The sequence below is a fragment of the Desulfobulbus propionicus DSM 2032 genome, from assembly GCF_000186885.1.
Lineage (GTDB): Bacteria > Desulfobacterota > Desulfobulbia > Desulfobulbales > Desulfobulbaceae > Desulfobulbus > Desulfobulbus propionicus.
In genome coordinates this window covers 2,363,442-2,388,896 of the sequence record NC_014972.1, presented here as the reverse complement: position 1 = coordinate 2,388,896, position 25,455 = coordinate 2,363,442, and the positions used below count along the sequence as shown (strand labels likewise).

Sequence of the window (25,455 nt, the reverse complement as noted above, 5' to 3'; positions counted from 1 at the left end):
GCAGTCCGCGGCACCTGGAGGCTTTTCCTGGGCCTTGTCAACGAATCTCTTTGCTTTTATTGCGATTTCTGGTCTACTTTTTAGGACATGGTTGCTGGCGGACCTCGCTGCGGTTGAAAGGACATGCCGCACGGGACAACCGGCCAGCGAACGGGAATACTTGCTGTGGAGCACGGTTGTGGAGCAGAAAAAAAAATACGAGGTGTCCATCCTGCTGCCTGCCTACAATGAAGCAGGCGTCATCGGCGACACCATTGAACGGATTCGCGCCCTGTACCCTGAATACGAAATCTTGGTGGTGGACGACGGCTCAACCGACAGTACCCTGCAGGAGGCCATGGCGGCTGGGGCTCATGTGTGGCCTCATCCCTACAATATCGGCAACGGCGCGGCCATCAAGACCGGCCTCCGCTGTGCCCAGGGCGAGTGGGTGGTGATGATGGATGCCGATGGTCAACATCGGCCGGAGGACATTGCCCGTCTGCTGGAATATAAAGACCGTTTCGACATGGTGGTCGGCGCGCGGACCAGGCAGTCGGAAACCAAGGCCCATCGCGACCTGGCCAATTGGGTGTACAACAGATTTGCTTCTTATGTTACCAAGTTCAAGATCGAAGATTTGACCTCGGGTTTTCGCCTGGTGCGCCTTTCCGTGGTCAAACAGTTCATCTATCTGTTGCCCAACACCTTCTCCTATCCCTCCACCCTGACTTTGGGCTACCTCCGCAGCGGCCGCAGCGTCAAATACATCCCCATTCAGACCAAAGCGCGGACAGGCAAGAGCAAAATCAAACTGCTCCGGGACGGCACCCGTTTTTTCCTCATCATCACCAAGATCGCCACCCTTTTTTCACCATTTCGGGTGTTCCTGCCGATCAGCCTTGGTTTCTTTGCCACCGGGCTCTGCTACTATGGCTATACCTTTTTTGCCCATGGCCGCTTTACCAACATGTCGGCCCTGCTGTTCAACAGCGCCATTATCATCTTCATGATCGGCTTGGTGGCTGAGCAGATCAATCAGATGCGGTATGATCGAATTGAATAGGGTGATGAAGCCAAAACTACTCGTTGTCACTTCTACCTTCCCCCGCTGGCAAAATGATACCGACCCACCGTTTGTCTATGAATTGTCAAGACGGCTGGTCGAGACATTTGATGTCACTGTGCATACACCGCATTACCCTGGTGCCTTGAGAGAGGAGCGGATATGCGGAATGCACATCCATCGTTTTCGCTATTTTTTCGCCTCATGCGAACGTTTAGCCGGTGGGCAAGGAATCGTTCCAAAATTACGACGGAACAAACTGTATCACCTGCTTCTTCCTTTTTTTCTTGTCGCCCAGTTTTTTTCACTGCTTCTGCTTGTCGCAAAGATCCGGCCTGACGTAATTCACGCCCATTGGTTGGTCCCGCAGGGCTTTTGGGCAGTGGTAATTAAAAAGCTTTTCAAGGTTCCGGTTATCATAACGGCGCACGGTGCCGATGTGTTTGGCTTGCGAACGCCTGCGGTTATAGCTGCCAAAAAATGGATAGTGAACAATGCCGACAGGGTAATAACGGTCAGTTCAGCGCTGGCACGAATACTTTGTGCCGATACCCAGAGTCATCAAAAACCGGACATTATCCCCATGGGAGTGGATGCGTCGCTCTTTTCCCCGAATAAAAAGAATGAAGCCATCAGGGAACGGTATGGCATTCATGGTCCGTTTCTGCTCTTTGTTGGCCGTCTGACCGAGAAAAAGGGGGTACGCTACCTGATTGATGCCATGCCTAAGGTCATCAATGATTTTCCGGACGCCAAGTTACTGATAGTCGGTCATGGAGAGTTGGAGCATGAATTGCGAAATCAGGTGCGACAACTTGGATTTGACAAAGTTGTCCTGTTCGCAGGGGGGATATCGAATGATCAACTTCCAGTCTATTATGCAACCGCCGATCTTTTTATTGGTCCATCCGTGCAAGTGAGAAATGGAGATACGGAAGGCTTTGGGTTGACTTTTGTCGAAGCGGCGATGAGCGGCTGTCTGGTGATTGGCACTAGGGTTGGAGGAATTGAAGATATACTTGTAGATGGGCAAACAGGATTTTTAGTGCCACCTGGTAATACAAGTCTTTTAGCTGCAAAGATAATACACATAGCAAAAAGTAAAGAGAATTATGAAGAGATAAGGCGGAAGGCAAGGCGATTGATTTCTGGAAAATTCGACTGGGTGGTTGTTGCAGAACAATATGCCATGATTTGTTTATCGTGCTCGGGGCAATCTCGTCAATTTGCCAAAGTGGCAAAGGATTAGTACCGTGCTAATGTCCTTTCAAAAAGTTCAACATATTGGCTCACCATGTGTTCGATGGTAAACATTTTTTCTACTTTTTCTCGGTTGTACGCTCCCATATCTCGACGTTGCTGATAGTTTTCTGCGAGAAAACATATTTTTTCAGCAAAAGATTCAATGTCCCCCAATGGGCACAAGAATCCTCCTTTTCCGTCGTCAATTAGTTCCGGCAAGGATGAGCAGTTAGTGGCTACCACCGGTAGTCCACAAGCCATGGCCTCGGCGACAGCTAAGCCGAAACCTTCCCTGACTGTCGGGAACAATAAAATATCAGCGGATTGATATACAGATGGCATTGAATGATGGGGGATGGCTCCCAGGCATTCAAGCTGTGGGTGTCTGGGCAGCGAATCATGTGTTCGCAACCCTGCAGTGTAAGCAATACTAATGTTTTTATCGAGTTTCTCGACAATGGGAATAAGCCACTGTGCCCCTTTTCTCCGGGTCAGATTGCCACAAAACAAAACTTTTATGGTTTTTGTCGGATGGTATTTTACAGATTTAAGAGGCCTGAATAAGTTGTGATCAACACCGTTATGAATAACCGTGATCGGGTGGTTCAGACGCAAATCGCGTTTGGCTAAATCCGCTGTAAAATGGCTAACCGCTGTAATTGCCTGGGCGTTGGAGACAGCAAGTTGGGTAAGCAACTTTAGATCAGTTCGATAATGAATGTTCTGTAATAGATTGCTGTACTTTTGCATGAAAGGGTCGAGGACATAGTTGTGGAATGTCAAAATCAAAGGGATATTCCTTCTTTTGTGGAAAATCCCATAATCCGGGGTGGTATGAACCAAGCGCGTTTTTGATCCAAATCGATGAAATAGCAACGAAGGCGGGAAAAGCGTACGGTAGGGATTATATGGGACAACCCTATATTCGTCTATTTTGCTTTCAAGTGTTTTGTGAACGATATAGGCGCCATTTCCAGTGGCCATGGGGGATAAAACCATGAATGTTGCCTCATTTGTTAAAAATAGACCTTTTCACTGATGCACTTGAGTAAACTGTGGTCAATCGTAATTATTTACCAATAAGCACTGCCATCAGACGTTTTGTTGCTGAACCGTCTATATGGTCAAATACAAGATCACGTACTCTTCTACGATCATCGGTCCAGATATCTTTCCTTTGTAGTATACCGATAATTTGATTTTCTAAATCTTTTTGGGAGTGAACTTTTGGGCCAGGGGTCATCGTCTCGTAATCAAATATAAAACCTCGATCATCTTGTATGTATTCGTTTAGGTCGTGGCAGTAAAAAACAATAGGTCTATCCAATAAAAGATAATCAAAGAAAATTGATGAATAGTCTGTGATAAGTATATTGATTTCATGCATTAATGGGTAGATATCTGAATCAGGGCGAATAAAAAAAATATTATCTTTCCAATAAGATGGCTCAATGGTTTGTGGCATCAACGGGTGAAGTTTGATCAAAAAAAAGAGGTTATGCAACTTTAAAAAATTATAAAGTTGATCTAAGTTAATTACTCCATCGGAAAAAGGGTCATGCATATTTCTTCGAAAAGTTGGTGTGTATAAAATTACATTTTTCCCTGAATATTTGGCGGATCGAATAGCACATATTGCTTGGTCATCCATGCCAAGTGATACGAGGGGATGATGACGCAACTGTTCATCAAGCAATACATCATTGCGAGGATACCCTATAGCTGGCCAATGTTTTGCATTGAAACAGAATTTCATAGCCTTGTTAGTGACATGAGCTGAGGTGGAAACCAAGAGGTCCACTTGTCGATGTCGGCCAATAAAATTACGATAGGCGTAAAATGCTCTACTTAAGTTGAACGGTAAAGTTGAAGCAATTTTTTGTATAATTAATAATTCTATCTGCTTGAGGGGAATTCCATGCCAGAGCTGAACCAAACGAGCCCCTCGTGCAGCTGCAAAGCGGCCAAAAGACCCCCATTCTGCGCTGTCCATTATGATTGTTCCACAGCGGAGAAATTGCCACCAGCCAACGGGACCGGATAAACGAGCAACTTGATATCCATGTGTTTCCAGTTCAGCTCGAACATCAGGGTAGTCGGTTAAGAAAACTACGTTGATATTGTGTAGTGATTGAAAATATTGAAGACCAATAAAGCAATATTTGCTGTTATCGAGAAATTTACCGCCGTCTCGACCGATAATTACATATTTTTTTTGGTCTCGTTGGATGATATAAGAAAATGGCCAAAGGATGATCCATCCAAAAAATGAGCTAGAAATTTTTTTACATGTCAATTTAAGTTTTTTTAACATCAGATGTATTATTAATATGGTTATATTATACGTATTTTCTCAATAACTTCTGTAGTTGAAATTGAAGGGGTTCTTGGAAGATATATTACCCTGACAATATCATTAAATTTGTCGAATTTTCCAGCCCAATCGTCTCCCATGACAAGAATATCTGCTTTATATTCTAAAAGATAATTACGTTTTAAATCAAGTGATTCTTCGAAAAAAACTTCATCAACACAACGTAGTGATTGAATAATTTGTAAACGTTCATGTTGTGAATATATTGGATAACGATTTTTTTTATCGAAACTCATTTGGTCAGTTGAAACTCCAACAATTAAAAAATCTCCAAGTTTCCTTGAACGATCTAGTATACTGAGATGTCCAATATGGAAAACATCAAAAGTTCCAAAAGTTATTACACGTACCATGTTAAAATTTTAATAATTTAAGATTATTGGTTGTTAAAAAATAAATATTTTCATTGACATTTTTTTAAAAATTTTTTTGCTGAAAAGAATAATGTCAATCCTATTATAGATTCTGAAATATAAGTTGCTATTACTGCACCTTTCCATCCTGTAGATGGTATTAATAATAAATTAATAATAATATTAATCATTGTTCCTAATATAAAAAATAAAACTGCTATTTTTGTAAATCCGTAAGCAAAAAATTTAGTTTGCAATATGATTCGTGGTAAGGATATAATTGGAAGAAACGATAGCCATTTTATTGCTAAAACAGTTGTGGAAAAACTATTACCTAATATTATTGGTATCCACATGGAGAATATGTAAATAAATGGGCAGGCTAAAAGAACATAACATAATGGTATTGGAAAAATATTCCAAGGAATGAAGGAAGAATTTTTGTGTTCTTCCTGTGCTTCACGAAAAAATCGTGGTTGATATATGGACATCAATGCCATTATTGGTATAGTTGCCATCTCAACGATTCGATAAGCTGCCGAATATAGACCAGCTCCTTCCAAGGTGGCAAGGCGAGCGATCATTGTCTTGTCAATATCAGCATGCAGTTTAAGCGTGGCTCCGCCCAAAGCGAAAAGAAGGCCCTCGTGAATCTGGGTAAATGTTTTTCCACAGTTTGTCCACTGAGGTAACCCGAAATCAAAGCTGACTTTAACCAGAGTGTACGTACCCGTTATAAATGCTGCGAGTGCATAGAGATGGCCCCATATTTCTAGGGGAGACTGTTGTGGCAAAAGATGGATTAAGGCAACGAGAGCCAGGACGGCAGCAACTCTCACTATAATTTGAGATATCATGAGCCAGGAGCATTGAACGGCCCGTTCATCACTTTGGTAGGGTTTTAGTGCCGCAACATAAAAAGGTGAGAATATAATTTCCGCACAACCAACGCTGCTGATTACATTCCATGATATGGTGCCGGGAAGTAGAGCCCACGCCGCAACCGTATAAAGTCCCATCAAAAGAAACGAACTCCAACATATTACAAAAAGGGCTCGGCCCCAAGCTTCTGGGAAACATTCTGGATTACGGGATACATCGCGGAGCAATATTGTTTGGAAGCCCAATCCACCAAAACCACCAAACGCGCCAGCCAGTGCCAGGACCGCAGCGTAAGCTCCAAATTCTTCGATACCAAGCGCGCGAGCGGCAATAATAAAAACGAGTGCTTGGCCGAGGGTACGTAAACTAATACCCAGTGTCATCACCAAGGTGCCTTTGGCAATTTTTCCCGGCCTCCATTTAATCAACATGCACAATTGTTCTTTTAGTGACTTGAAAAGCATAAATTGGCGTTCGTTGTGGAAAGGAGTGCCGAGTCGCATTCTGGAGATTTTTTGGCTTAGCGATGACTTGGTTGAATTATTGCAAATAAAGTGTATCCGAACTTGCTGAAAATAGGTTGAGTCGCACTGTTAAAAAGAGGTGAAAAAAACTGTCGCTCTGTCTCCTTCAACTGCTGAACCCATGAATATGTCAAATCGTCTCGGATGAGCACATGAGTGATATTTTCTTTGTTCAACATTTGCACAATGTTCTTATTTTTTTGTTTTTTGCTAAGAAATTGCATGAAAATTCCATTCCCAAACGGCTGTTCGAACACCGGCTGGAAATCCATGTAATAGCCCCTGTTGCCGAGGAAAATACACAGCACTTTAGCGTTCTGCGGTACGACTGCATTGGTATGCTGTATTGCTGGGTATTCCGGACGGAAGGTGGTGATATAGGCGTCCCGGCTGATTTGTCCTCGCAGGTATGGCATGGGATTCACCACAGCGAACTGGCTGGCTAGATACTGACCATTGTACCCTAATATAGAACCGAGGATACAGGCCGCTACCGCCAACCGAACCATTTTTCGCAGCCTTGGGTTGGCAATCCATGCGGATATTCTTTGCAAGGTTTCCTGTAAGCCATACATGGAAAGAATCACCAAGGGCGGCACAATCGGCACGATGTAGCGGATGCGCATCGCTTCTTGGAAAAAGGTGAAAAAGAAGTAAAGCAGGGCGAACGAGAGGAGAAATTTCTGTTCCCGGCGCTGTCGAGCATTCGTTGAGCGGAAGAGAAAGGCCAAGGCCGGCAGAAGAAGGAGAAACGGCGTCAGCTTGCCGTCGAAGAATCGCGGGTTGTCGTCCTGGCCCTCATAGAAAAAACGGAGCGGTAAAAGCAGGGTTTGCCACCAGGGTTCGTTGTAGAGGATTTTCCGCGAAATAAAGGCACTGCTACCCTGGCGGGTGGCCTGCCGCAGGGTGTCGGCGAGGTCGACCTGTGTGGGGGTGTGCTGGTTGATCGCCGGAGCTCTCCATTTTTGGAACAGCGAGTTGTGCAAGGGGTAGATGGGGTTACCGGTCCAGGCATGATTTCTGATCAGCCACGGCGAGAAGGACGCGAGGGTGGCGACGGCGAAAACGACTCCCCACAGCAGCGCCTTGCCGTTGCTCTGCCGTTCCCGGGTGGCGCTCTGTTGATAGAGCATCGGCACCAGCAGGGTAAGCACGACAACACCGATCAGGCCGTTGTATTTGGTGCCAGCAGCCAGGCCGCAGCACAATCCGGCAAGAATGAGGTAAGGCGGCAGAAAATTCTTTTCCGCCCAGTGAAACAACAACAACAGAGATGCGGTGGTGAAAAAGACCACGCCCAAGTCGACATAAACGGTGATCGACAGCTTGACGATGATCGGCACCGAAAGAAAAAAGAGCGCGCCAAGCAGGCCGTACCCCATTCCCAGCCGTTTCTTCAGGTGGCGATAGAGCAGCAGCCCGGTGAGCAGGGCAAAGCAGTAATGAATGTATTTAGGGATGATGTCGTTGCCGAAATAGAGCGGGATCATATAAAGCAAATCGAGATTCATGGGGTAGTAGGAGAAATGAATCTCGGGAATCTCGTAAATGCCACCGTGCTTGAGCCATAGTTTAGGGACAAAGAGATGGTGAGTTAACGCGTCCCGGTCGACAGGGGGGACGGAGGCAAGCAGGATGGTTGTAACAAGGAGAACGAGAAGAAGCAAAATGAGCCCACTATATATCCATTTTTCGGAGATTGGAAAGGTCCGTCTGCCCTGTTCTTGTGAGTTCATTGCATGATTATTTTCAACAGGTCGGAAGGAAGTGCACCTTGATAGACTTTATCGTCAATCACAAATGTCGGTGTGCCGGTGATTTCCCGTTTCATGCCCTGGCGAATGTCATACAGAAGTATTTCCCGGATTTGCGGGTGTCGGGTTGCGGCCGCCAGTTCGCCGGAAGTAAATCCTGTCATTGCCGCCAGCGTCCTGGTGTTGAACGGTTCCTTTTCCCGTCCCATTGTATAGAGCGCGTCATTCATTTCCCAGAATTTATTTTTTGAAACTGAGTAGATGGCAATCATCGCCATTTTTCCGGAGCCAATATGGAAGGGTTCGGGCACGATAATGTTGTTGAATTCATGATCCATGGGGTAGTGGTGGTGGACCAGTCTGATTTTTTGGGGATGTTCATTGATCAGTTGGCGAAGAAAAGTGTGCATCTTGCTGCATTGGAAACATTGGTAATCGGCATATTCATGGATCGTCAGTTCCGGATGTTCAGCACCTATCCAGGGGTGCCCCTCCTCGGTTAGTCCGTTGGCAACAGCGTTGGAGAGGGGTGGGAGGGTAAAATTCCAATACGGCGGAAGCCAAGTATGAAGAGAAAGGAATAAAACGACAAGCACCAGAATGCTCGTTTTAAGTGGCCATGAGTTGAGGATGTATCGGACACCTTTGTTGAGGCCCTGCAGGGAAAAACCACCACAGAAACGTCGGAGGATAATCCAACTCAAAAAAAGAAGCGCAAAACTTGCAGCATGACTGCCAAGGCATAGAATGCAATGGGCTTTGATTTTTGTTGCCGAGATGTATCCGAAATAAAGCGCTGCCACAGAATAGCCAAACCCTAGGAGGAAAAGGCACTGCCAAAGATAAATCGAATAGTTTCGCCGGTGCAAGGTGGCAAGAGCGAAGAACAAGAACAGCGAGTAAGCCGAAAAACCCCAATAGGAAAGGGGAAGGCCCAAAAGGATGGACCATGGACTTTGCGAAACCGTATCGCAATTAATAGCCTTGGAAAGGGCACAGAAACTGCTGAAAGTGAGATCTGTGTAATTCTTATAATGAGACCAGGCGAGGTAGAGTGTATCTGTCAGGCCAAAGAGTAAGAAGAAAATAACCGGGATGATGTACCAGTGGTAAGAAAGTGTTTTTTTGGTTTGAACATCAGATGGCTGGTTCATTGATTCCTTTGGCTATGGACCTTTTCCAAGTTCGTTGCGGCTTGGAGTGCGCATTCAACAATAAGGGGTGAAATCACACTGATATTAACAGGAACAGCGGAATAATCAGTAGGCAGTTTTGCCAAATCATTCTCATAAGACGTTACACTGTGGTTTTCTAAGAGGAACAACGCGTACTGTCGAGCAGAATTGACATCTTTGGCAAGCAAACGGTTTTCGATCAAGCTATACAATATGCGGCGATCATTAGGGTGTTGGTGTAAGGCCTGTTTGAGAAACCATTGTCCTTGGGTAAGATGGCCGGCTCGGCCCAAGGCAACACCTGTATTGTAAAAATAGCGTTCCTTGTTGACCATGGTTCGTTGCATGGCCTGTTGGGAACATCCCGCTGCCTCTTGGGGGCGGTCCAGCCACAACAGGAGCAGGGCTTTCAGGTTGAAGAAGCGGCTCTGTAAATCGTTTTTGGCTATGACCGTATTGATTTGCGTGAGTGCCTCGGAGAATTTTCCTTGCAGGGTAAGTGCCTCGGCAAGATCGAATCGAGAAGTGATGAAATCAGGATTGAGTTGCAGCGATTGGTTGTAATAAAGAACCGCTTGATCAAGGAGCCCATGTTTAGCATAGAGTTTGCCGATATTGCCAACAAGAGCTGGCTTGTAACTGGTGCGGGGGCTTTCCCGTTCAAGGGATTGATGCAGTAACGCTAAGGCGATCTTAAAATTTTCCGCGTTTTTTTCCTTTCGCCATCCATAGATTTCCGCCAACTTGGCATAGGGACGTGCATTGGTGGGGGCCTTGCTCAGGCTGTCCGTCCACAACGACTCTTCCGTTTTCCATGCCACATTGCGGCTGTAGGTGCCTAAACCGCAGAGAAAGAGAAGCAGAGGAATGAAAACGACCAGTGTGCCATATAAGAGCTTGCTGTGTATCGCCGTGTAATTAAGTGCCCATCCGAGTGTGGCGGCAATGGGCAGGAAAAGAAAAAAAGAAGGAAGGTAATTGCGATGTTCAAAAACCAGTTCTAGCGGAATGAAGGTTGATTCCACCAGGTGGTTAATGAAAAAGAAGAGGAGAGCCAGGCTGAGCAGGGGCCATTTTTTTCGGCAGAGAATTCCAAGGAGAACCAGCCCAAGAATGGTCACTATGGCGGGGAGTGTTGTCCAAGGATGCACAAGCGAGGTGGAAAGCGGAAAACTATGGTCGATGGAAAGCCGAGCCGGCGAGGGGTACAGCAATAACGAGAGATAGAAAAGCAAGACGCTTGGCTGGGTCAGTAGCCGTTCGTATGGGGTGAAGGGTCTGGTGGTAAGAGAGTTGGAATAGGTGCCGAATAGCTGATGATGGAAAGAATAATAGAGCGCCCCGAGCAGGAGAAGACTATTGGCAGCAACGAGCAGAATCAGGCTGATTTTTGATTGTTTGTCCTCTCTTCGATAAAAAAAGAGCAGTTCAATGAGCAAGAGACTGGGAATGAGGGTGATGGCGTTTTCCTTACAGCCTAAGGCCAGCGCAAAAAAAAGGATGCACCAGGAAAAATGCTTGATTGTTTGTGCCGCTGTTTCGGATTGTCGGGCACGAATATAGTTGTAGGTGGAGAAGATGAAAAACATGGCAGCCATGGAGGCCATGCGCTGCACAATATAGGTAACCGCCTGGGTTTGGATGGGGTTGATGGCCCAGAGCGTGGCACTGAGAAGCGCTATGAACAGTGCCTTATCTTCAGAATATTTTTCGAGACGTGGAGACTGCAGGAGCAGAAATGTAGTTTTGAAGAGGAAAAAAGCGGTGAGGATATGAATGAGCAGGTTGACCAGATGATATCCAATAGGATTGTCTTGGCCGACATACCAGTTGAGGGCAAAGCTGAGGTAGGCTACTGGGCGTTCGAGTGTGCCTGGGGAAAAGGGCTTGGCGAACAGTGTCTGCCAAAGGGTTTCGGGTTGGAGGTCGGTGATGTGGAGAGGGTAGTTTTCGGTGATGTTGGGCGGGTCGTCCAAATGCCAAGGTACAGTTATTGCGTTGCTATAGCAGGCGAGGAGCAATATGGCGACAATGATATAAATTTTATTAACTTTAACGTGCAGTTCTGTTTTATTCATAAAAAAGGAGGAAAATTGCTTTTCCTCCTTTGGTTGGTCATTGATCAACGGGAAGTAGGTTATGGCTCAATTCGTTTACGGTATACACTTGTAGCTGTATCCCAATCTGCTGATGCGTCCATGTAGTCGTCAGGGCATCGACCTGAACCGTCAGTTACGGAAATTGTAATTCCTGCGTTTGGATCAGCCCCAATGATTGCTGCTGTATTGATTGTTGCACCTTCTCCAGAAAGTGTGAATCCAGCTCCGTTGTTAAGTTGGGCAAGGGTTGGGGTTGCGGTATGGTTGGGGATAGAAAAATAGTCGGCAAGAGCTGCGGCAATACCATTGGCATCTGATTCAGCACGGGTGCAAAAAGTCTTATTTCTATACGCAATAAAGTTCGGAATAGCAATCGCTGCCAAGATACCGATAATCGCGATAACGATCATCAACTCGATCAGGGTGAAGCCTTTTTCGTTTGCCTGCAGTCTCAGTTTGTTCAATGTCATGTGTGTACCCTCCAAAAGGTGTGTTGTGGTGCCGCCGGTCATCCCTTCGCCGGCGGAAATTTTCATTGCCAGTCATTAAGCACTAGCCGTGCCAATTTTGTTGAATTTTTTCTTTTGTTAGAATTTCAGATTGTTATCTGGTTTTCTTTGTTTTTTTGTCCTTGCGCCTCTACAATACCTCGGGAGCAGTGGTTCGTGTCGTTGACAATCGTTGTCCGTGGCTGACAATTTTTGTCAGTCTATCATTCTTTCCTTTTTGTTTCAATGCATTATCGAGTGAATGAATTGTGTACCGCGGATTGAAGCTTCATGTCACCGCTCTTTTTTTCGCCTTGCTTGTCGCGGCTACTGGGCTGACATTTTTTGTCATCGGCTCGTTTTGGCTGCGGGATTCGGCCTTGTCGCTGGCCCGTGAAAAGGGGATAGAAATGGCGGCAGTGGCCGAGCGGTTGGCTGGCCGCCGCATGGAACTGGGCAAGGAGAGGGATTTTTTCGCCGCCCTTGTCAACGAAGGAGTCAGCCGGGCCGGGGCGATGAGCGGATGTGGTCAAGCGGAGCATGGCGTTGTGCTGTGTCTCGGCCAACCCCTGCCAGATCGGCAACATCTTGAACGGCAACTGCGCGAGGCGATGCAAACGGGCAAAGCGGTTCGTTCCCTGAACGGACTCGCCTGGGTGGGCGTGGTCCCTGGGAAAAAATATCTGGATATCGCACTGCCGGCTATCTCGCCGGACCATGTGCGCGGCGGCGTGGCCCTGCGTTTTTCCCTGGAACCTCATTACGCGCGAATTCGCACCATGCAGCGTCTGGTGGCAGGGTATTTGGCCGTCAATCTGATCGTCCTACTGGTGATCGGGTTTTTCCGCCTTCGTTCCGCTGTTTTTCGTCCGGTGGAACAGCTTATCCGGCTGACCGATTCCTATCGCGATGAAAGCGGCGTGCCGTTCTTAGCCCTGCAGGGTGGTGACGAACTGCGGCAGCTGGCCGGATCGATGCAGCAGATGCTGGCGCGCATCAAGGCCGACCAGGACAAGCTGCGGGAGCATGTGGCTTCGTTGCAGGAGGCGAACCGGCAACTGATCGCCTCCCGCGAGGAAATGGTGCGTGCCGAAAAACTTTCCTCCGTGGGCAGGCTGGCCGCTGGTTTGGCCCATGAGATCGGCAACCCCCTGGGCATTGTCCAAGGCTATCTGGGACTGATCCGTCACGATGACCTGGGAGGCGCGGAGCGCGAGGAATTTTGCAGCCGAGCCGAACACGAACTGCAGCGCATCGGCCAACTGGTCCGTCAATTGCTCGATTTTTCCCGGCCGGCAAGTGGCCATCAGGAAGCTATCGATCCGCATCAGGTGCTCGCCGAGGTGATCGCCCTGCTCCAGCCGCAGCCCCTGATGGACTCCATCACCCTCACCACCCGTTTTGCCGCGATGGATTGCTTGGTGCATGCCAATCCGGCCCAATTGATGCAGGTATTGTTGAATTGCCTGATCAACGCCGCCGACGCCATTCGTGCCGCAACGAGCGGCCAGGGAACCATCGAGGTGGCGACCGATGTCGACCTGATCGAGCCGGCCAGGATGCTGCGGATAACCATCAGCGATACCGGTGTCGGCCTGACCAAGGACGAGTTGGCCAATGCCTTTGATCCCTTTTTCACCACCAAGGAACCGGGCAGGGGCACCGGATTGGGATTGTCGGTCTCTTATGCCCTGCTCAAGAGCATGGGCGGCGTTATCAGTCTGGCCAACAGGGAAGGTGGGGGCGCGGTGGTGACCATCGCCCTTCCCCTGGCGGCATCGCAAATGTTGGACCACGCGGAGTCTGGCGTCTGATGGCGAACGTGTCCAGCGTCACTGACGCAATCCGGCAGCCCATTTTTGGACGGCAGGCGCACGCTCCATGTCACTTTTCGGAAATCCACCATGCCCAGTAAGCAGCGTCTCCTGATCATTGACGATGAAGAAAACATGCGGCACATGCTGACCTCGGTCCTCAGCCGCCTTGGCTATCAGGTCGAGGTGGCGGCCCATGGCCAGGCAGGCCTTGACGCCCTGGCCACGGGGGATTTTGATGTGGTGCTCTGTGATATTCGCATGCCGGGAATGGATGGCCTGGAGTTTCTCCGTCAGGCGATCGCAGCCGGAATCAGCGCCACGATCATCATGATGTCCGCCTTTGGCTCTGTTGACACCGCCTTGGCGGCCATGCGTCTCGGGGCCTATGATTATATCTCCAAGCCGTTCAAGGCCGAGGAAATTGAGCTGACCCTGCGCAAGGCCGAGGAACGGGAAGGACTGCGACGGGCGAATCGCGAGCTGCGCAATACCGTGGCCGCATTGAAGGAAGAATATACGTTTGGCAGAATGGTGGCGCACAGCAAGGCCATGCAGGAGGTGTTCGCCCTGGCCGCCAAGGTGGCTCCCCATTCGACCACCGTGCTGATCACCGGCGAAAGCGGTACCGGCAAGGAGTTGGTGGCCCAGGGGATTCACCAGCAGAGCGGCCGGGTGTCGGGCAGGTTCGTGGCCGTCAACTGCGGCGGATTGCCCGACAATCTGATTGAAAGCGAACTGTTCGGTTATAAAAAAGGGGCATTTACCGGCGCGGACAAGGACAAGGTCGGCCTGTTTTTGGAGGCGGACGGCGGGACCCTGTTTCTCGATGAAATCGGCGAATTGCCGTTGTCGTTGCAGGTGAAGCTGCTGCGGGTGTTGCAGGAGGGGGAAGTGCAGCCGTTGGGTGCGGCCTGCCCCCGAAAGGTCGACGTACGGGTGATTGCCGCCACCGCCCGGGACTTGGCGCAGGAGGTGCGGATGGGGTTGTTCCGCCAGGATCTGTTCTACCGGCTCAATGTGGTGCACATCGCCTTGCCGCCCTTGCGTGAGCGGACCGGCGACATTCCCCTGCTCAGCGAATTTTTCCTTCAACGCTACGTCCGCAGGCTCGAATCGCCGGTGACCGGCATCGCGCCCTCGACCATGGCGTTGTTGCTCCAGCATGGCTGGCCGGGCAATGTGCGTGAACTGGAAAACGTGATCGAACGGGCGGTGATTTTGGCCGAAAAAAAGGTGCTGTTGCCGGAGAACCTGCCCCCGCAATTCGGTGTTCGCCCCAGCGGGCGGCGGCTCGATGATTTTTTTGGTGGATTTTCCATCAAGCAGGCCCAGCGGATCATGGAAACCGCGCTTATTGGCCGTGCCCTGGAGGTGACCGGCGGCAACAAATCCAAGGCATCGGAATTGTTGGAGATCAGTTATCCATCCCTGCTCGCCAAAATCAAGGAGTACGCCCTTGCTCCCGTTGGCAAGGATTCGTCATGAAGAACGGTATCTTCCCCGCGGCCAAAAGGGAGAGGGTGTGCATTCGATCATGGTCGACGACCTTGCCGTGTTAAATTTTTTTATAGTACAAGTGTATTTGGAAAAAATTTTTATAGAACTATGCGACTTGAGAACGGTCAGTGAAAAAAATGTACCTGCTTTTTGCTTTTGGTATTCAATGACTAGCCTTATTTGCCGGTATCGGCCGCACGTGCAGGCAATTGGCCTGATTCTTGTTTGAGCGGGTTGTGGAGGAAGCGCCTATGAACACGGAAAGTGTGAACAACAGGGGAAAGGGGCAACAGGGATTTACCCTGCTTGAGGTCATGATCGCGGTGTCGATCTTGACCATCGGCATTCTGTCGGTGGTCGGTATTCAGTATCATATCGTCAACGGCAACACCAATGGCAACGTGGTCACCCACCAGCTGAACCTGGCGCAGCGGATCATGGAGCAGTATAAAAACCAGTCCAACCCCAACTCGCTGAACAACAGCACCCTGAACAATGTCGATGAAACCGGCCAGCCTGGCGGGCCGTACAGAGTGGATGTGGTGGTGAGCAATCCCATGGGAGGAACGGCTTCCCGTTTCATCACCGTGACCGTCACCCGCCTGGGCGGCATTGGCGGTCATCCGATCACCCTTCGCAGCTTGACACAGGGGAACGGGGTATGAGCACTTGGAGAGTCGTTCCTCCCTGGAATCGGTCAGCCGGCTTTTCGCTGCTGGAGATGCTGGTGGCCCTGGCCATTGTCAGCATCATCATCGCCTCGATGACTGCGGTCTTTGAACGTTCCGGCAGACTGTACACCACCCAGAACGCGGCCGCGGCCCTGCAACAGGAGGTGCGCGCCGCCATGGATGTGATTGTCAGTGAAACACGGATGGCGGCCTATGATCCCGCCAAGAGCGGTGATTTTAAGATTAGAAAGGCGGAAGCCACACAATTTCGCTTCGAGGCTGATTACGACGGCGATGAAAAAGTCGGCGGCTATAAAGCGGACGGAACCGTAGCGAAAAACGACCCTTACAGCAAATCCCCTGAAAGCAGGTGTGAGAATCGAACCTTCCGCTACAATCTGACCGGTAAATCCATACATAGCATTTGTGGCACCGACGCCGAAACCTTGATCGGCGGCGCAGACTCCAATATCAAGGTGACCGCCCTGGATTTCAGTTATCGCGACAAAAAGAACAATCCCACCTCGCTTGTTTCGGAGATTCGCGGCGCGGTCATCACCATCACCGCCCAGGCTCCGGCGGGCCGGGAGGGGATGATCGAGCGCACCTACCGGACCTCGGTCGATTTCCGCAACACCGGCTTGAACAATATGTGAGGAGAGCACCATGCCGTCTAAGACTTACAGTACATGGCAGGGAAAGCCCCCGCTGGACAACGAACACGGCTTTGTCATGGTCATGGCGCTGATGATGCTGGTGGTGTTGTCCATCATGGGCGGGGCCTCGATGATGATTCGCAACACCGAGCAGCAGATCGTGCGCAATACCGAGATCATCCACACCAACTTTTACGCGGTGGAAGCGGTGACCGTGGAAGGGGCGACGGCCATTGAAAATCTGAGCGATACCGATTTGCTTGAGGACCCACTGAAAAGTTTGAGTCTCGCCACCCACAAATGGTTACGGCCCAATGATCCGGACGGCGGCAGCGTGATCGATCTGGAGATAAGCGCCAACTGGCCCGATCCGCTGATCACCCCACAGGCCACCTCCTTTACCGTTGGAGATCGGGATATTGTCCCCAATGGGTATGATTCGGACGGCACCAAGGACAAGGACCGTATCTGGTATGCCGCCGTTCAGGGCAATCTCAATTCGGATAACAACAGTTACGATATCTGCGCCGGTTCCGATGTGTCGAATTCCGAGAAGGTGGAAAAATGTTACACCGTCTACGGCATGTACGATGTCAAGTCCGGCACGGGTAAGGCGTATGCGGGCCGGCGGCTGCTGATGGTCGGCTATAAAAAAACAGTCTATCTGCCTTGACGGCATTGTGGATTCCGCTGGAGGGAGCGTTTCCGATGAAATCATTGGTGAACAGGATGGGAAAGATGAAGATGCGGTGGTGGGCCGGTGTGTTGGCGGCGTTGATCATGATGGCCGTCCATGGCCGGGCTGTGGCGGATACCTACAGTATCGCCGCATTTTCCGGGGCTGCGGTCACGGAGCACACGGGAACCGTGACGTTGACGGTGCAGTTGGATAAGCCTGTCGCGGTTGGTGACACGGTACAGTTTGCCGTGACGACGGCAGGAACGGCTACTGCCGGCAGCGATTACACGCCTCCGGCGGCATCCCTGACCATCAATCCTGGAGAGGACAACGGCACGATCACTGTGGCCCTTGCCGATGACCATCTGGTCGAATCAACGGAGAATATTGTCGTCTCGCTCGCGGGGGACCCGGCAAGCAACGCGGCGGGTCTCAATCAAAGCGCCACCATCACGATTGCCGACGATGGCGATACCTATGCGGTGAGCGGATTTTCCGGGGTCACCGTCAGCGAGGATGGCGGCAACGCGAACCTGATCGTTCAACTCAATCAACCGGTGCGTACCGGCGACACGGTGGTACTGGATGTTTCGCACACAGCGGGCACGGCGGCGGCAGGTTCGGATTACACCGCGCCCGCCTCCACCTTGACGATCACCGGCGACGACTCGGTGACCAGCGGCACGATCAGTGTGCCGATCATCAATGACAGCCTGGTGGAGACGGCGGAGCAATTCAGTGTCGGCATCGGCGCCAATTCGGCCAATGTGACGACAGGGGGCAACAGCAGTGCCACGGTGACCATCAACGATGCCGGCGATACCTATGCGGTGAGCGGCTTTTCGGGGATAACGGTCGACGAGGGCGCGGGCACAGCGACCTTGACGGTGCAGCTGAACCAGGCGGTGGTCACGGGAGACAGCGTGGTGCTCAATGTTTCGCACGCATCGGGCACGGCGACCGCGGGATCGGATTACACCGCGCCCGCTTCCACCCTGACGATTGCTGCCGGCGCGGACAGCGGCACGATCAGCGTGCCGATCACCAATGACATCCTGGTGGAGGAAACGGAACAGTTCACGGTTGGCATCAGTGCGTCTTCGACCAATGTGATTACCACGGGCCATGAGAGCGCCACGGTGACCATCAATGACGATGGCGACACCTACGCGGTGGTCGGATTTGCAAACGCCACTGTCGCCGAGAGCGTTGGCAACGTGACGTTGACGGTGAAATTGAATCAGCCGGTGCGGACGGGCGACACGGTGGTGTTCAATGTATCGCATACCCCGGGAACGGCGGCCGAGGGGGCGGATTACACCGCGCCCGCCTCCACCCTGACGATCAACGGTGACGGCTCGGTGACCAGCGGCACGATCAGCGTGCCGATCATCAATGACAACCTGGTGGAGACGGCGGAGCAGTTCAGCGTCGGCATCGGCGCCAATTCCGCCAACGTGACCACCGCCGGTTACACCAGCGCCACGGTCACCATTAATGTCGATGAAAAATACACGATTAAATTCATCAATGCGACCCTGGAGGAGCCCTCGGGGACTCCGGCAAACATGCCGTTCACGGTCACCGTCACTCCTGCGGTGCAGGCGCAACATAATGGTTTAACTTTCAAATGGCGCACATACGGCGGTTCTGCCGTTTCGGGCAATGATTTTGCCTATACAACCGACCAGTTTACCCTGGCAACAGGCGATACAACCCTTGGTCCCGCCAATGTCCCCGTCAATCCGGACACCGAGGACGAGTCTGCCGAATATTTTTATGCCGGACCCATAAGCGGCGGCACTTTGCCGGTGACGGTATGCAATTTTGTCTTTGCAACCGGGACGATCACCGACAATGATCATCGTATCATCCCCAGTTGGAATACCGACGGCATTGTGACCCTGGAAAGCCCGGCGGGCACCCCGGTGGCCATCACTAGCGGCAGCCCGGTACCGATTGCCGACAAGCAGGCGGCAGTGTTCACCGTCAAGGCCGACCACCGGATTCAATCGGTGACCATTAACGGGGTTGATCCTGCCTCGCTCTCCTATGTCACCATCGCCAATGCCGCCGACCCCAAGGAGCGCACCTACACGTTCACCGACACCACCCCCCAGCAGATCAACACCCACACCTTGAACGTGGTGTTCGATCATCAGATCAGCATGAAGTCCGAAGGCGGCGGCACGGTGGCCCATACCAGCGGCACCGGCCAAACCGTTCACGACAGCGGGCCGGAAGGAGTCATCGCCGACCACGGCGGCAACGAAAGTTTCACCCTGACCGCTGATGGTGGATCGTGCGTCACGGAACTTGAGGTGGACGGCAATGCTCTGGGAGGCTATGCCTCGGATACCGACAATTACACCGGCAACACCCATACCTTCAGCAACGTCACCGACTCAACCCACAGCATTCTCGCACGATTCGGCAACGCCACGGTAACGGTCTTGTTGGGTGCCGATGACGGCGCCACCGGCACAGACGAGGATCTTTATGTGCAAAGTCACAGCAACGGCTGGAGGGCCTACAAGGCGGACGCCTCGTCCAATAAAATCGACGCCACGCCCTTCAAGGCCGGTGTGCATGGAGGTTCCTTTTCGGCTCCGGGCGATACCGGGTCCTGCGATGTCCGTTACATTCTGGTCGAATTTCTGGCCATTGATGGTTGGCAGAAACCCGCCGACATTCTCATCGATCTGCAAAACAACTTCATCGATCAGCAGGTCACCGGCTTGTACGATGCCGACTCCCACGTCCTGAGCCTTACCGCCACCAACGGCACAATCAGTCGTTCGCCTGAAGGAGACACCTGGGTAGGGCAAAACCAATACATCTATCCGCAAAACACAACCGTCACCCTCAGTGCCGCCGGCAAGGCCGGGTGGTATTTCTCGTTGTGGAAGGGCGATATCGGTTCGGCCACCGCCACCGATCCCTCGATTACCGTGATCATGGACAAGGATCGCAATGTCGAGGCTGTCTTTGTCGAGCCCTGCCAGGATGCCGATGGTGACAGTTATACCGTCAGTTCCCAGGGAGGAACCTGTTCCGCCAGTACCGAGGCCGATTGCGACGACACCAATATGTCGATCTATCCCGGGGCCGCCGAGGTCTGCGGTGACGGCATCGATCAGGATTGCAACGGTTCCGATCTGGCCTGCAGCGGCAACGATAAAGATGACGACGGCGACGGCTACACCGAGAATCAGGGCGATTGCGACGATACCTCGACCAGTGTCGCCCCTGGTTTATACGACGATCCGGCGACGGCTGCCGACGAAGACTGCTATGACGGCCCCAAGGACAAGGGTTCGGAGGTGACGTGCGTGACCGCCTCGGATGTACCGGCCAATGCTGCGGTCAAGCCCGCGCCGCCGTTGATCATGTTCCTGCTCGACGACTCGGGCAGTATGGACTGGGAATTTATGACCAGCGAGGATAATCAGCGGTTCAACGGCGATGGCTATGTCTTTCCTTGCAACGTGATCCAAAAAACCTACAGTGATAGCGATTATCCCGCCCTGAGCCTGGCTGAACGGCGGCTGTGGAAGAGTCAATGGTTTGGCTATAACCGGATTTATTTCAACCCCAGCGTGACCTACACCCCGTGGCCGAAGTGGGAAGAGGTGGTTGGCAGTGCCAATGTTCGGGCCCACGAACGCGAATACAATCCGACCGCCACCGGGGCCACTTTTCCGGAAACGGCCTACGCCACCGGCTACACCCACGCGGACATGGATTTTCCGCGTATGAACTCCCATGATGCCAGCACCACCTACGGTTCCATGTATCACCCCGGCGATTCGGCATCGAATCGGAGCAACTACCAGATTGAGCTCAATGCCGAATATTTCACGGTCAGTGCCGGGCAACAGGTAACGGTGACCAGGACAACCAGCAGCACCGGCACTTCCACCTATGCCGATGCCGTTGGTCTGTCTACCCGGTACGATATTCAGTCAAGCGTCAGCAAGGGCTATCCGGTCAGCAGTTTTTCGACCACGAGCATCCCCTACAAGCCGGAGATCATTTTCGACAATTCTGACAGCACAGTCTACTCCGAACTGGGCAATTGGTATGATACCACCAATGACCCGCAATACGCCTGGAATGGCAATGGACGGTTCACCGAGGTTGCCGGCCGTTCCGCCTATTGGGGATTGAATCTCACCGCCGCCCAGGCCGGCAATTATTATGTGTATGTCTGGGTCAACGAAGATTCGGCCAGGGACGGCAAGGCCACGTATACCATTTCGTATTACAACACGAGCAATCAGCTGGTCTCCTCGACTTATACTATTGATCAGAGCTATGATAACGGATGGGGGAAAACTCCACGCTACGGGGCGCGTTGGCTGCGACTCAACAGTTCGAAGATTGCCTTCAAGGCGCAGACCTCCAGCGCCACCATTGTCGTGCCCAACGCTCACTATTACACATGGAACGACACCGACGGCGATGGCGAACAGGAAGCGGGAGAAGATGTTTATCTCGTGACCATTCCCGGCTCCGGTTACGGCGTGGGGGACTATTCCCTGCACTACTATCTGTTCACCGACGCCGACTCGGATAATGTGGTCGATAACGGCGAGTTGACTGAAAAAACGGGTGCCGAGGTTCCAACCTCGGTCATACCCAAACGGTATGACGCGGCCGGCAATCAGATCACCAACGCCAGCCAGCTGGCCTACATGGTGCGCCAGGATTTTGCCGACTGGTTCTCCTTTTACCGCAAACGCATGCTGACCACCAAAGCGGCCATAGGCCTGACGGTCGAGGGCATGAAGGGCGTTGAATTAGGTTTGCACACCATCAATCGGAGCGTGTCCGAACCGCTGGTGGAGATGACCACCGCCGACAGCGCGGAGAAAGTTGCTTTTCTGTCAACCATCTATAACATCAGGGCCTCGGGAAGCACTCCCTTGCGCCGCGGCTTATACGAGGTGGGCAAGTATTTCGAAAAGGGAACATCCGGCGATTATTCCGGCTTGCTGACCACCTCCGGTCTAGGCACCAACCAGGGCAGTACCTGCACCTCGGCAGACACCTCGGTCTTTTGGGATGCCGACAAGAACGACGATCTCGATACTTGCGACGATTCCGGCGGTGAATGCCAGCGAGCCTATGTGGTTGCCATGACCGATGGCTATTATAACGAGGATTTTTACAGCATCGTTAATATCGATGGCAACAGCGCTTACAACACCTATGCCGTACTTAAGGACAGTGCCAAATATACCCTGGCCGATGTGGCCATGTATTTTTATGCCACCGATCTGGACGGCGGTTTAGGGGATAACGTGCCCAGCAAAGGCTATGACGAAAACGCCAAGCAGCATCTGGTAACCTACACCGTGGCGTTCGGCGTAGCCGGTGAATACGAACCGGATCTGTTCCCTGATTGTCTGCCCAAATGCGATGAGCCAGGAGGGGCGGACTGCCCCCTCATCAGCGATCTGACCTCCCTGGCCTACTCGGGCTACTCAAGCACGGGCGGGCCGTATGACGGCAAATGCCCGGCCTGGTGGACAGAAGACCCCAACTACTCCAATGAATCGCCCAAGCGGATCGATGACCTGTATCATGCCGCGGTCAACAGCCGTGGGGCCTTCCTCAATGCCGCCGATCCGGCGGAGTTGGTTGCGGCCATGCAGACCATCAGGGATCTGATCGAGGAGCAGACCGGCACCGCGTCGTCGGTGTCCATCAATGCCAATAAAATCGAGGAAGATACCCTCTTGTTCCAGACCACCTATGACTCCAGCGACTGGAACGGCGATGTGCTGGCGAAATGCCTGGATAGCTCCGGTAAAGTGGCGGCTTGCAGCAAAGTCAGCTGCCAGGCGAGTTGTAGCGCGGATTACACCAGTTGCGTTGCTGCCTGTAACGGCGATGCCATTTGCGAGGCGTCCTGTACGGCGACCAAGACCACCTGCACCAGTTCGTGCAGTGGAGAATCCTGCTCGGAGTCCTACGATGCCTGTCTTGTCAACTGCACCACCAGCAGTTGCCAGACCGCGTGCGGCAGCGCCCGAAGCAGCTGTCTGCTGAATCCTCCGGAGGTCAAATGGTCGGCGGCCAAACAAATCGCCGGCGTGGCTGCGGCCGACCGACAGATCATCACCGCCGATATTGGCGGCAACGGGCTGCCTTTCCGCTGGAACTCGTTGAATGCTACCATGCAGGCGCAGTTGCAGCAGGATGAATACATTTTCAATTATCTGCGCGGCGACAGCACCTATGAACGGCGGAACGACACCGGTGGTGTGAGGAATTTCCGCAATCGTTCCAGCAAGCTCGGAGATTTTATCAACTCCGAGCCGTACCACTATTCCAACACCACCCTGGGTATAGATTGGGTGATTGTCGGCGGCAACGACGGCATGCTCCATATTTTTGACGGTACAACCGGCGACGAAGTTTTTGCCTATATTCCGCAGGCGATCTTTGGCAATCTTCATCTGCTTTCGCAGGAAGCCTATACCCACACCGCTTTTGTCGATGGTTACGTCACGGTCAAGGATCTAGGTGGCAAGGTGGTCCTTGTGGGAGGACTCGGCAAAGGCGGCAAGGGGTTCTTTGCCCTTGATCTGACCTCCGCCGCCCAGCATAAAACGGACATTGAAAACTATGCCTCGGAAATCGTGCTATGGGAGTATACGACTACCTCCACCGCCGGGTATGTTGCCGCCGCCGAGGTGAAAGACAATCTGGGGTACAGCTTCTCCCGGCCCCAGATTGCTTCCACCAACGATAGCGGCACAGATTGGGTGCTGGTGTTCGGCAACGGCTACGAGAGTGCCAATGGACACGCGGTATTGTTCACCGTTGGCCTAAGCGATTTTGGCCAGATTCAGTGGACGAAGATCATCGATACCGGTGTCGGCAACAATACCAGCGGCACGGAGTGCAACGGCCTCTCCACCCCGGCCTTGATCTTTCCCCAGGGAGACACGATCAACGATTTCGTCTACGCGGGCGATCTGCTGGGCAATCTATGGAAGTTTGACATCAACGCGGTAACGAAGGACGATTGGGAGATTTATTTTGAAAACAGCGCCGCCGTCAAGCAGCCCATGTTCCAGGCCAGGAGCGAGGCAGGTTATCGGCAGCCGATCACCGTGCAGCCGGTGATCACCTCGGCCTGCCCCACGGACGAAAAAGGCTACATGATCATTTTTGGCACGGGCCGGATCCTTGACCCGGGCACCGACTTCCTCGATCAGAGCGTGCAGACCATGTATGGCCTCTGGGATTGGTCGAACTCATGGAAGGCTGCGGGCAATACCACGCCCGAACAGACCTATCTGGGGACCTTTCAGGCGAAAAACACCACCGTGGCCACTGCCTGCACTTCAGCCTGCACCGCGACCCTCGGCACCGCCACCACCTCCGGAACATGCCTGTATGACTGCAGCGGAGACAGCGATTGCGAGGCTGACTGCATGAGCGAGTATGCGTCCTGCACCACCAATTGCGGCGCGGTGCGCAGCCTTTCCAATGCGGCCACCGTGGTCGGCACGGCCAGCGCCCCCTATGTGACCCTGCTTCGTCAGACGCAGATTTGGGCCGGAGGGGTCAACTACAACAGTGACGGCACCAAGCAGGAAACCGTCTACGGTGCCACCGATTCCGACTTGTATGATGAAATAATTCGCGTGGTTTCCGATAACTACATCGATTGGTATCTGCCCTCCGAACAGGCCGAGTTTGCCGCGAGCAGCAAAAAAACAGCACGGCACGTAGGCTGGTATTTCGATCTGCCGGCCAATGGAGAGCGGATTGTCCGAGACATGACCATCATCAACGGCAAGCTGATTTTCACCAGCACCATCCCGTCGGATTCCCCCTGCGAGAGCGGCGGCTCGTCCTATAACTGGGCGGTTGATGCTTGTACCGGCGGGCTGTTGGGAAGCGCTTTCTTTGATCTCAACAAGGATGATGAGATCGACGCCGACGATTACATTAACATTGGTACGCCGGCGAAGCCGATCTATGTCGCACCATCGGCATTCAAGGTCGAAGGCATCACTCCGGCGGTCACCGTTGTCGATACAACTGGTGAATATCAGCGATTGTATACGCCTGAAAAGGATGAACTGCTGACTCCGATAGCCAATGTCGAGGGAACGCCCATCATTTACTGGCGCGAACTTGAATGGAAATAACATCTATTTCGTGAGCGGAGAATGA

At 52.0% G+C, this 25,455-nt stretch carries 16 protein-coding genes; 8 read left to right on the top strand and 8 right to left on the bottom strand.

Annotated features, from left to right (window positions below; genetic code table 11):
- The first annotated feature begins 178 nt into the window (after positions 1–178).
- Together DESPR_RS10390 and DESPR_RS10385 are read left to right on the top strand one after the other, a co-directional pair.
- Positions 179–1,045, top strand: a complete 867-nt coding sequence (locus DESPR_RS10390) for a glycosyltransferase family 2 protein (RefSeq protein WP_015724776.1) — start codon at positions 179–181, stop codon at positions 1,043–1,045.
- On the top strand, positions 1,029–2,294 hold the full coding sequence (locus tag DESPR_RS10385) for a glycosyltransferase (protein ID WP_081458012.1): 1,266 nt from the start codon (positions 1,029–1,031) through the stop codon (positions 2,292–2,294). Before DESPR_RS10390 ends, DESPR_RS10385 begins: the two co-directional genes overlap by 17 nt.
- On the opposite strand, the gene DESPR_RS10380 is transcribed toward DESPR_RS10385, so the two are convergent.
- The 8 genes from DESPR_RS10380 to DESPR_RS19160 all read right to left on the bottom strand — a co-directional run bounded on the left by DESPR_RS10380 (position 2,291) and on the right by DESPR_RS19160 (position 11,984).
- Positions 2,291–3,286: a glycosyltransferase family 4 protein gene (locus tag DESPR_RS10380; RefSeq protein WP_015724774.1), complete on the bottom strand. Its 996-nt coding sequence runs from the start codon at positions 3,284–3,286 to the stop codon at positions 2,291–2,293. The genes DESPR_RS10385 and DESPR_RS10380 overlap by 4 nt on opposite strands.
- 70 nt (positions 3,287–3,356) lie before the next feature.
- Complete coding sequence (locus DESPR_RS17935; protein ID WP_015724773.1) at positions 3,357–4,601, bottom strand: CDP-glycerol glycerophosphotransferase family protein; 1,245 nt, start codon at positions 4,599–4,601, stop codon at positions 3,357–3,359.
- A gap of 20 nt (positions 4,602–4,621) precedes the next feature.
- Entirely contained in the window at positions 4,622–5,014 is a 393-nt protein-coding gene (locus DESPR_RS17930) for an FAD synthase family protein (RefSeq protein WP_015724772.1), read from the bottom strand.
- 50 nt (positions 5,015–5,064) lie between these two features.
- Positions 5,065–6,360, bottom strand: a complete 1,296-nt coding sequence (locus tag DESPR_RS17925) for an oligosaccharide flippase family protein (RefSeq protein ID WP_169701584.1) — start codon at positions 6,358–6,360, stop codon at positions 5,065–5,067.
- A 56-nt stretch (positions 6,361–6,416) separates the two neighbouring features.
- Positions 6,417–8,156 carry a glycosyltransferase family 39 protein gene (locus DESPR_RS10370; RefSeq protein WP_015724770.1) on the bottom strand — a complete coding sequence of 580 codons (1,740 nt, stop codon included), beginning with the start codon at positions 8,154–8,156 and terminating at the stop codon, positions 6,417–6,419.
- The gene (locus tag DESPR_RS10365; protein WP_015724769.1) at positions 8,153–9,328 is read right to left on the bottom strand and encodes a vitamin K epoxide reductase/DsbA family protein; all 1,176 of its coding nucleotides are present in this window, start codon (positions 9,326–9,328) and stop codon (positions 8,153–8,155) included. Before DESPR_RS10365 ends, DESPR_RS10370 begins: the two co-directional genes overlap by 4 nt.
- Positions 9,325–11,427 (bottom strand): tetratricopeptide repeat protein, encoded by a 2,103-nt coding sequence (locus DESPR_RS10360; RefSeq protein ID WP_015724768.1) that lies wholly within the window; start codon positions 11,425–11,427, stop codon positions 9,325–9,327. The genes DESPR_RS10365 and DESPR_RS10360 overlap by 4 nt, the downstream gene beginning before the upstream one ends.
- A 59-nt stretch (positions 11,428–11,486) precedes the next feature.
- Entirely contained in the window at positions 11,487–11,984 is a 498-nt protein-coding gene (locus tag DESPR_RS19160) for a prepilin-type N-terminal cleavage/methylation domain-containing protein (RefSeq protein ID WP_281430544.1), read from the bottom strand.
- 221 nt (positions 11,985–12,205) lie between these two features.
- Between DESPR_RS19160 and DESPR_RS10350 the strand changes: the two genes are divergently transcribed.
- The 6 genes from DESPR_RS10350 to DESPR_RS10325 all read left to right on the top strand — a co-directional run bounded on the left by DESPR_RS10350 (position 12,206) and on the right by DESPR_RS10325 (position 25,430).
- The gene (locus DESPR_RS10350) at positions 12,206–13,750 is read left to right on the top strand and encodes a sensor histidine kinase (RefSeq protein ID WP_015724767.1); all 1,545 of its coding nucleotides are present in this window, start codon (positions 12,206–12,208) and stop codon (positions 13,748–13,750) included.
- A gap of 90 nt (positions 13,751–13,840) precedes the next feature.
- The gene (locus tag DESPR_RS10345; protein WP_015724766.1) at positions 13,841–15,238 is read left to right on the top strand and encodes a sigma-54-dependent transcriptional regulator; all 1,398 of its coding nucleotides are present in this window, start codon (positions 13,841–13,843) and stop codon (positions 15,236–15,238) included.
- Positions 15,239–15,501: 263 nt separating this feature from the next.
- Positions 15,502–15,915 (top strand): type IV pilus modification PilV family protein, encoded by a 414-nt coding sequence (locus DESPR_RS10340; protein ID WP_015724764.1) that lies wholly within the window; start codon positions 15,502–15,504, stop codon positions 15,913–15,915.
- Positions 15,912–16,577, top strand: coding sequence for a PilW family protein (locus DESPR_RS17320; RefSeq protein ID WP_015724763.1), 666 nt, complete (start codon positions 15,912–15,914; stop codon positions 16,575–16,577). Before DESPR_RS10340 ends, DESPR_RS17320 begins: the two co-directional genes overlap by 4 nt.
- 10 nt (positions 16,578–16,587) lie before the next feature.
- Entirely contained in the window at positions 16,588–17,250 is a 663-nt protein-coding gene (locus DESPR_RS10330; RefSeq protein WP_015724762.1) for a pilus assembly PilX family protein, read from the top strand.
- Between the two features lie 35 nt (positions 17,251–17,285).
- Positions 17,286–25,430: a PilC/PilY family type IV pilus protein gene (locus DESPR_RS10325; RefSeq protein WP_081458010.1), complete on the top strand. Its 8,145-nt coding sequence runs from the start codon at positions 17,286–17,288 to the stop codon at positions 25,428–25,430.
- The last annotated feature ends 25 nt before the right edge of the window (positions 25,431–25,455 follow it).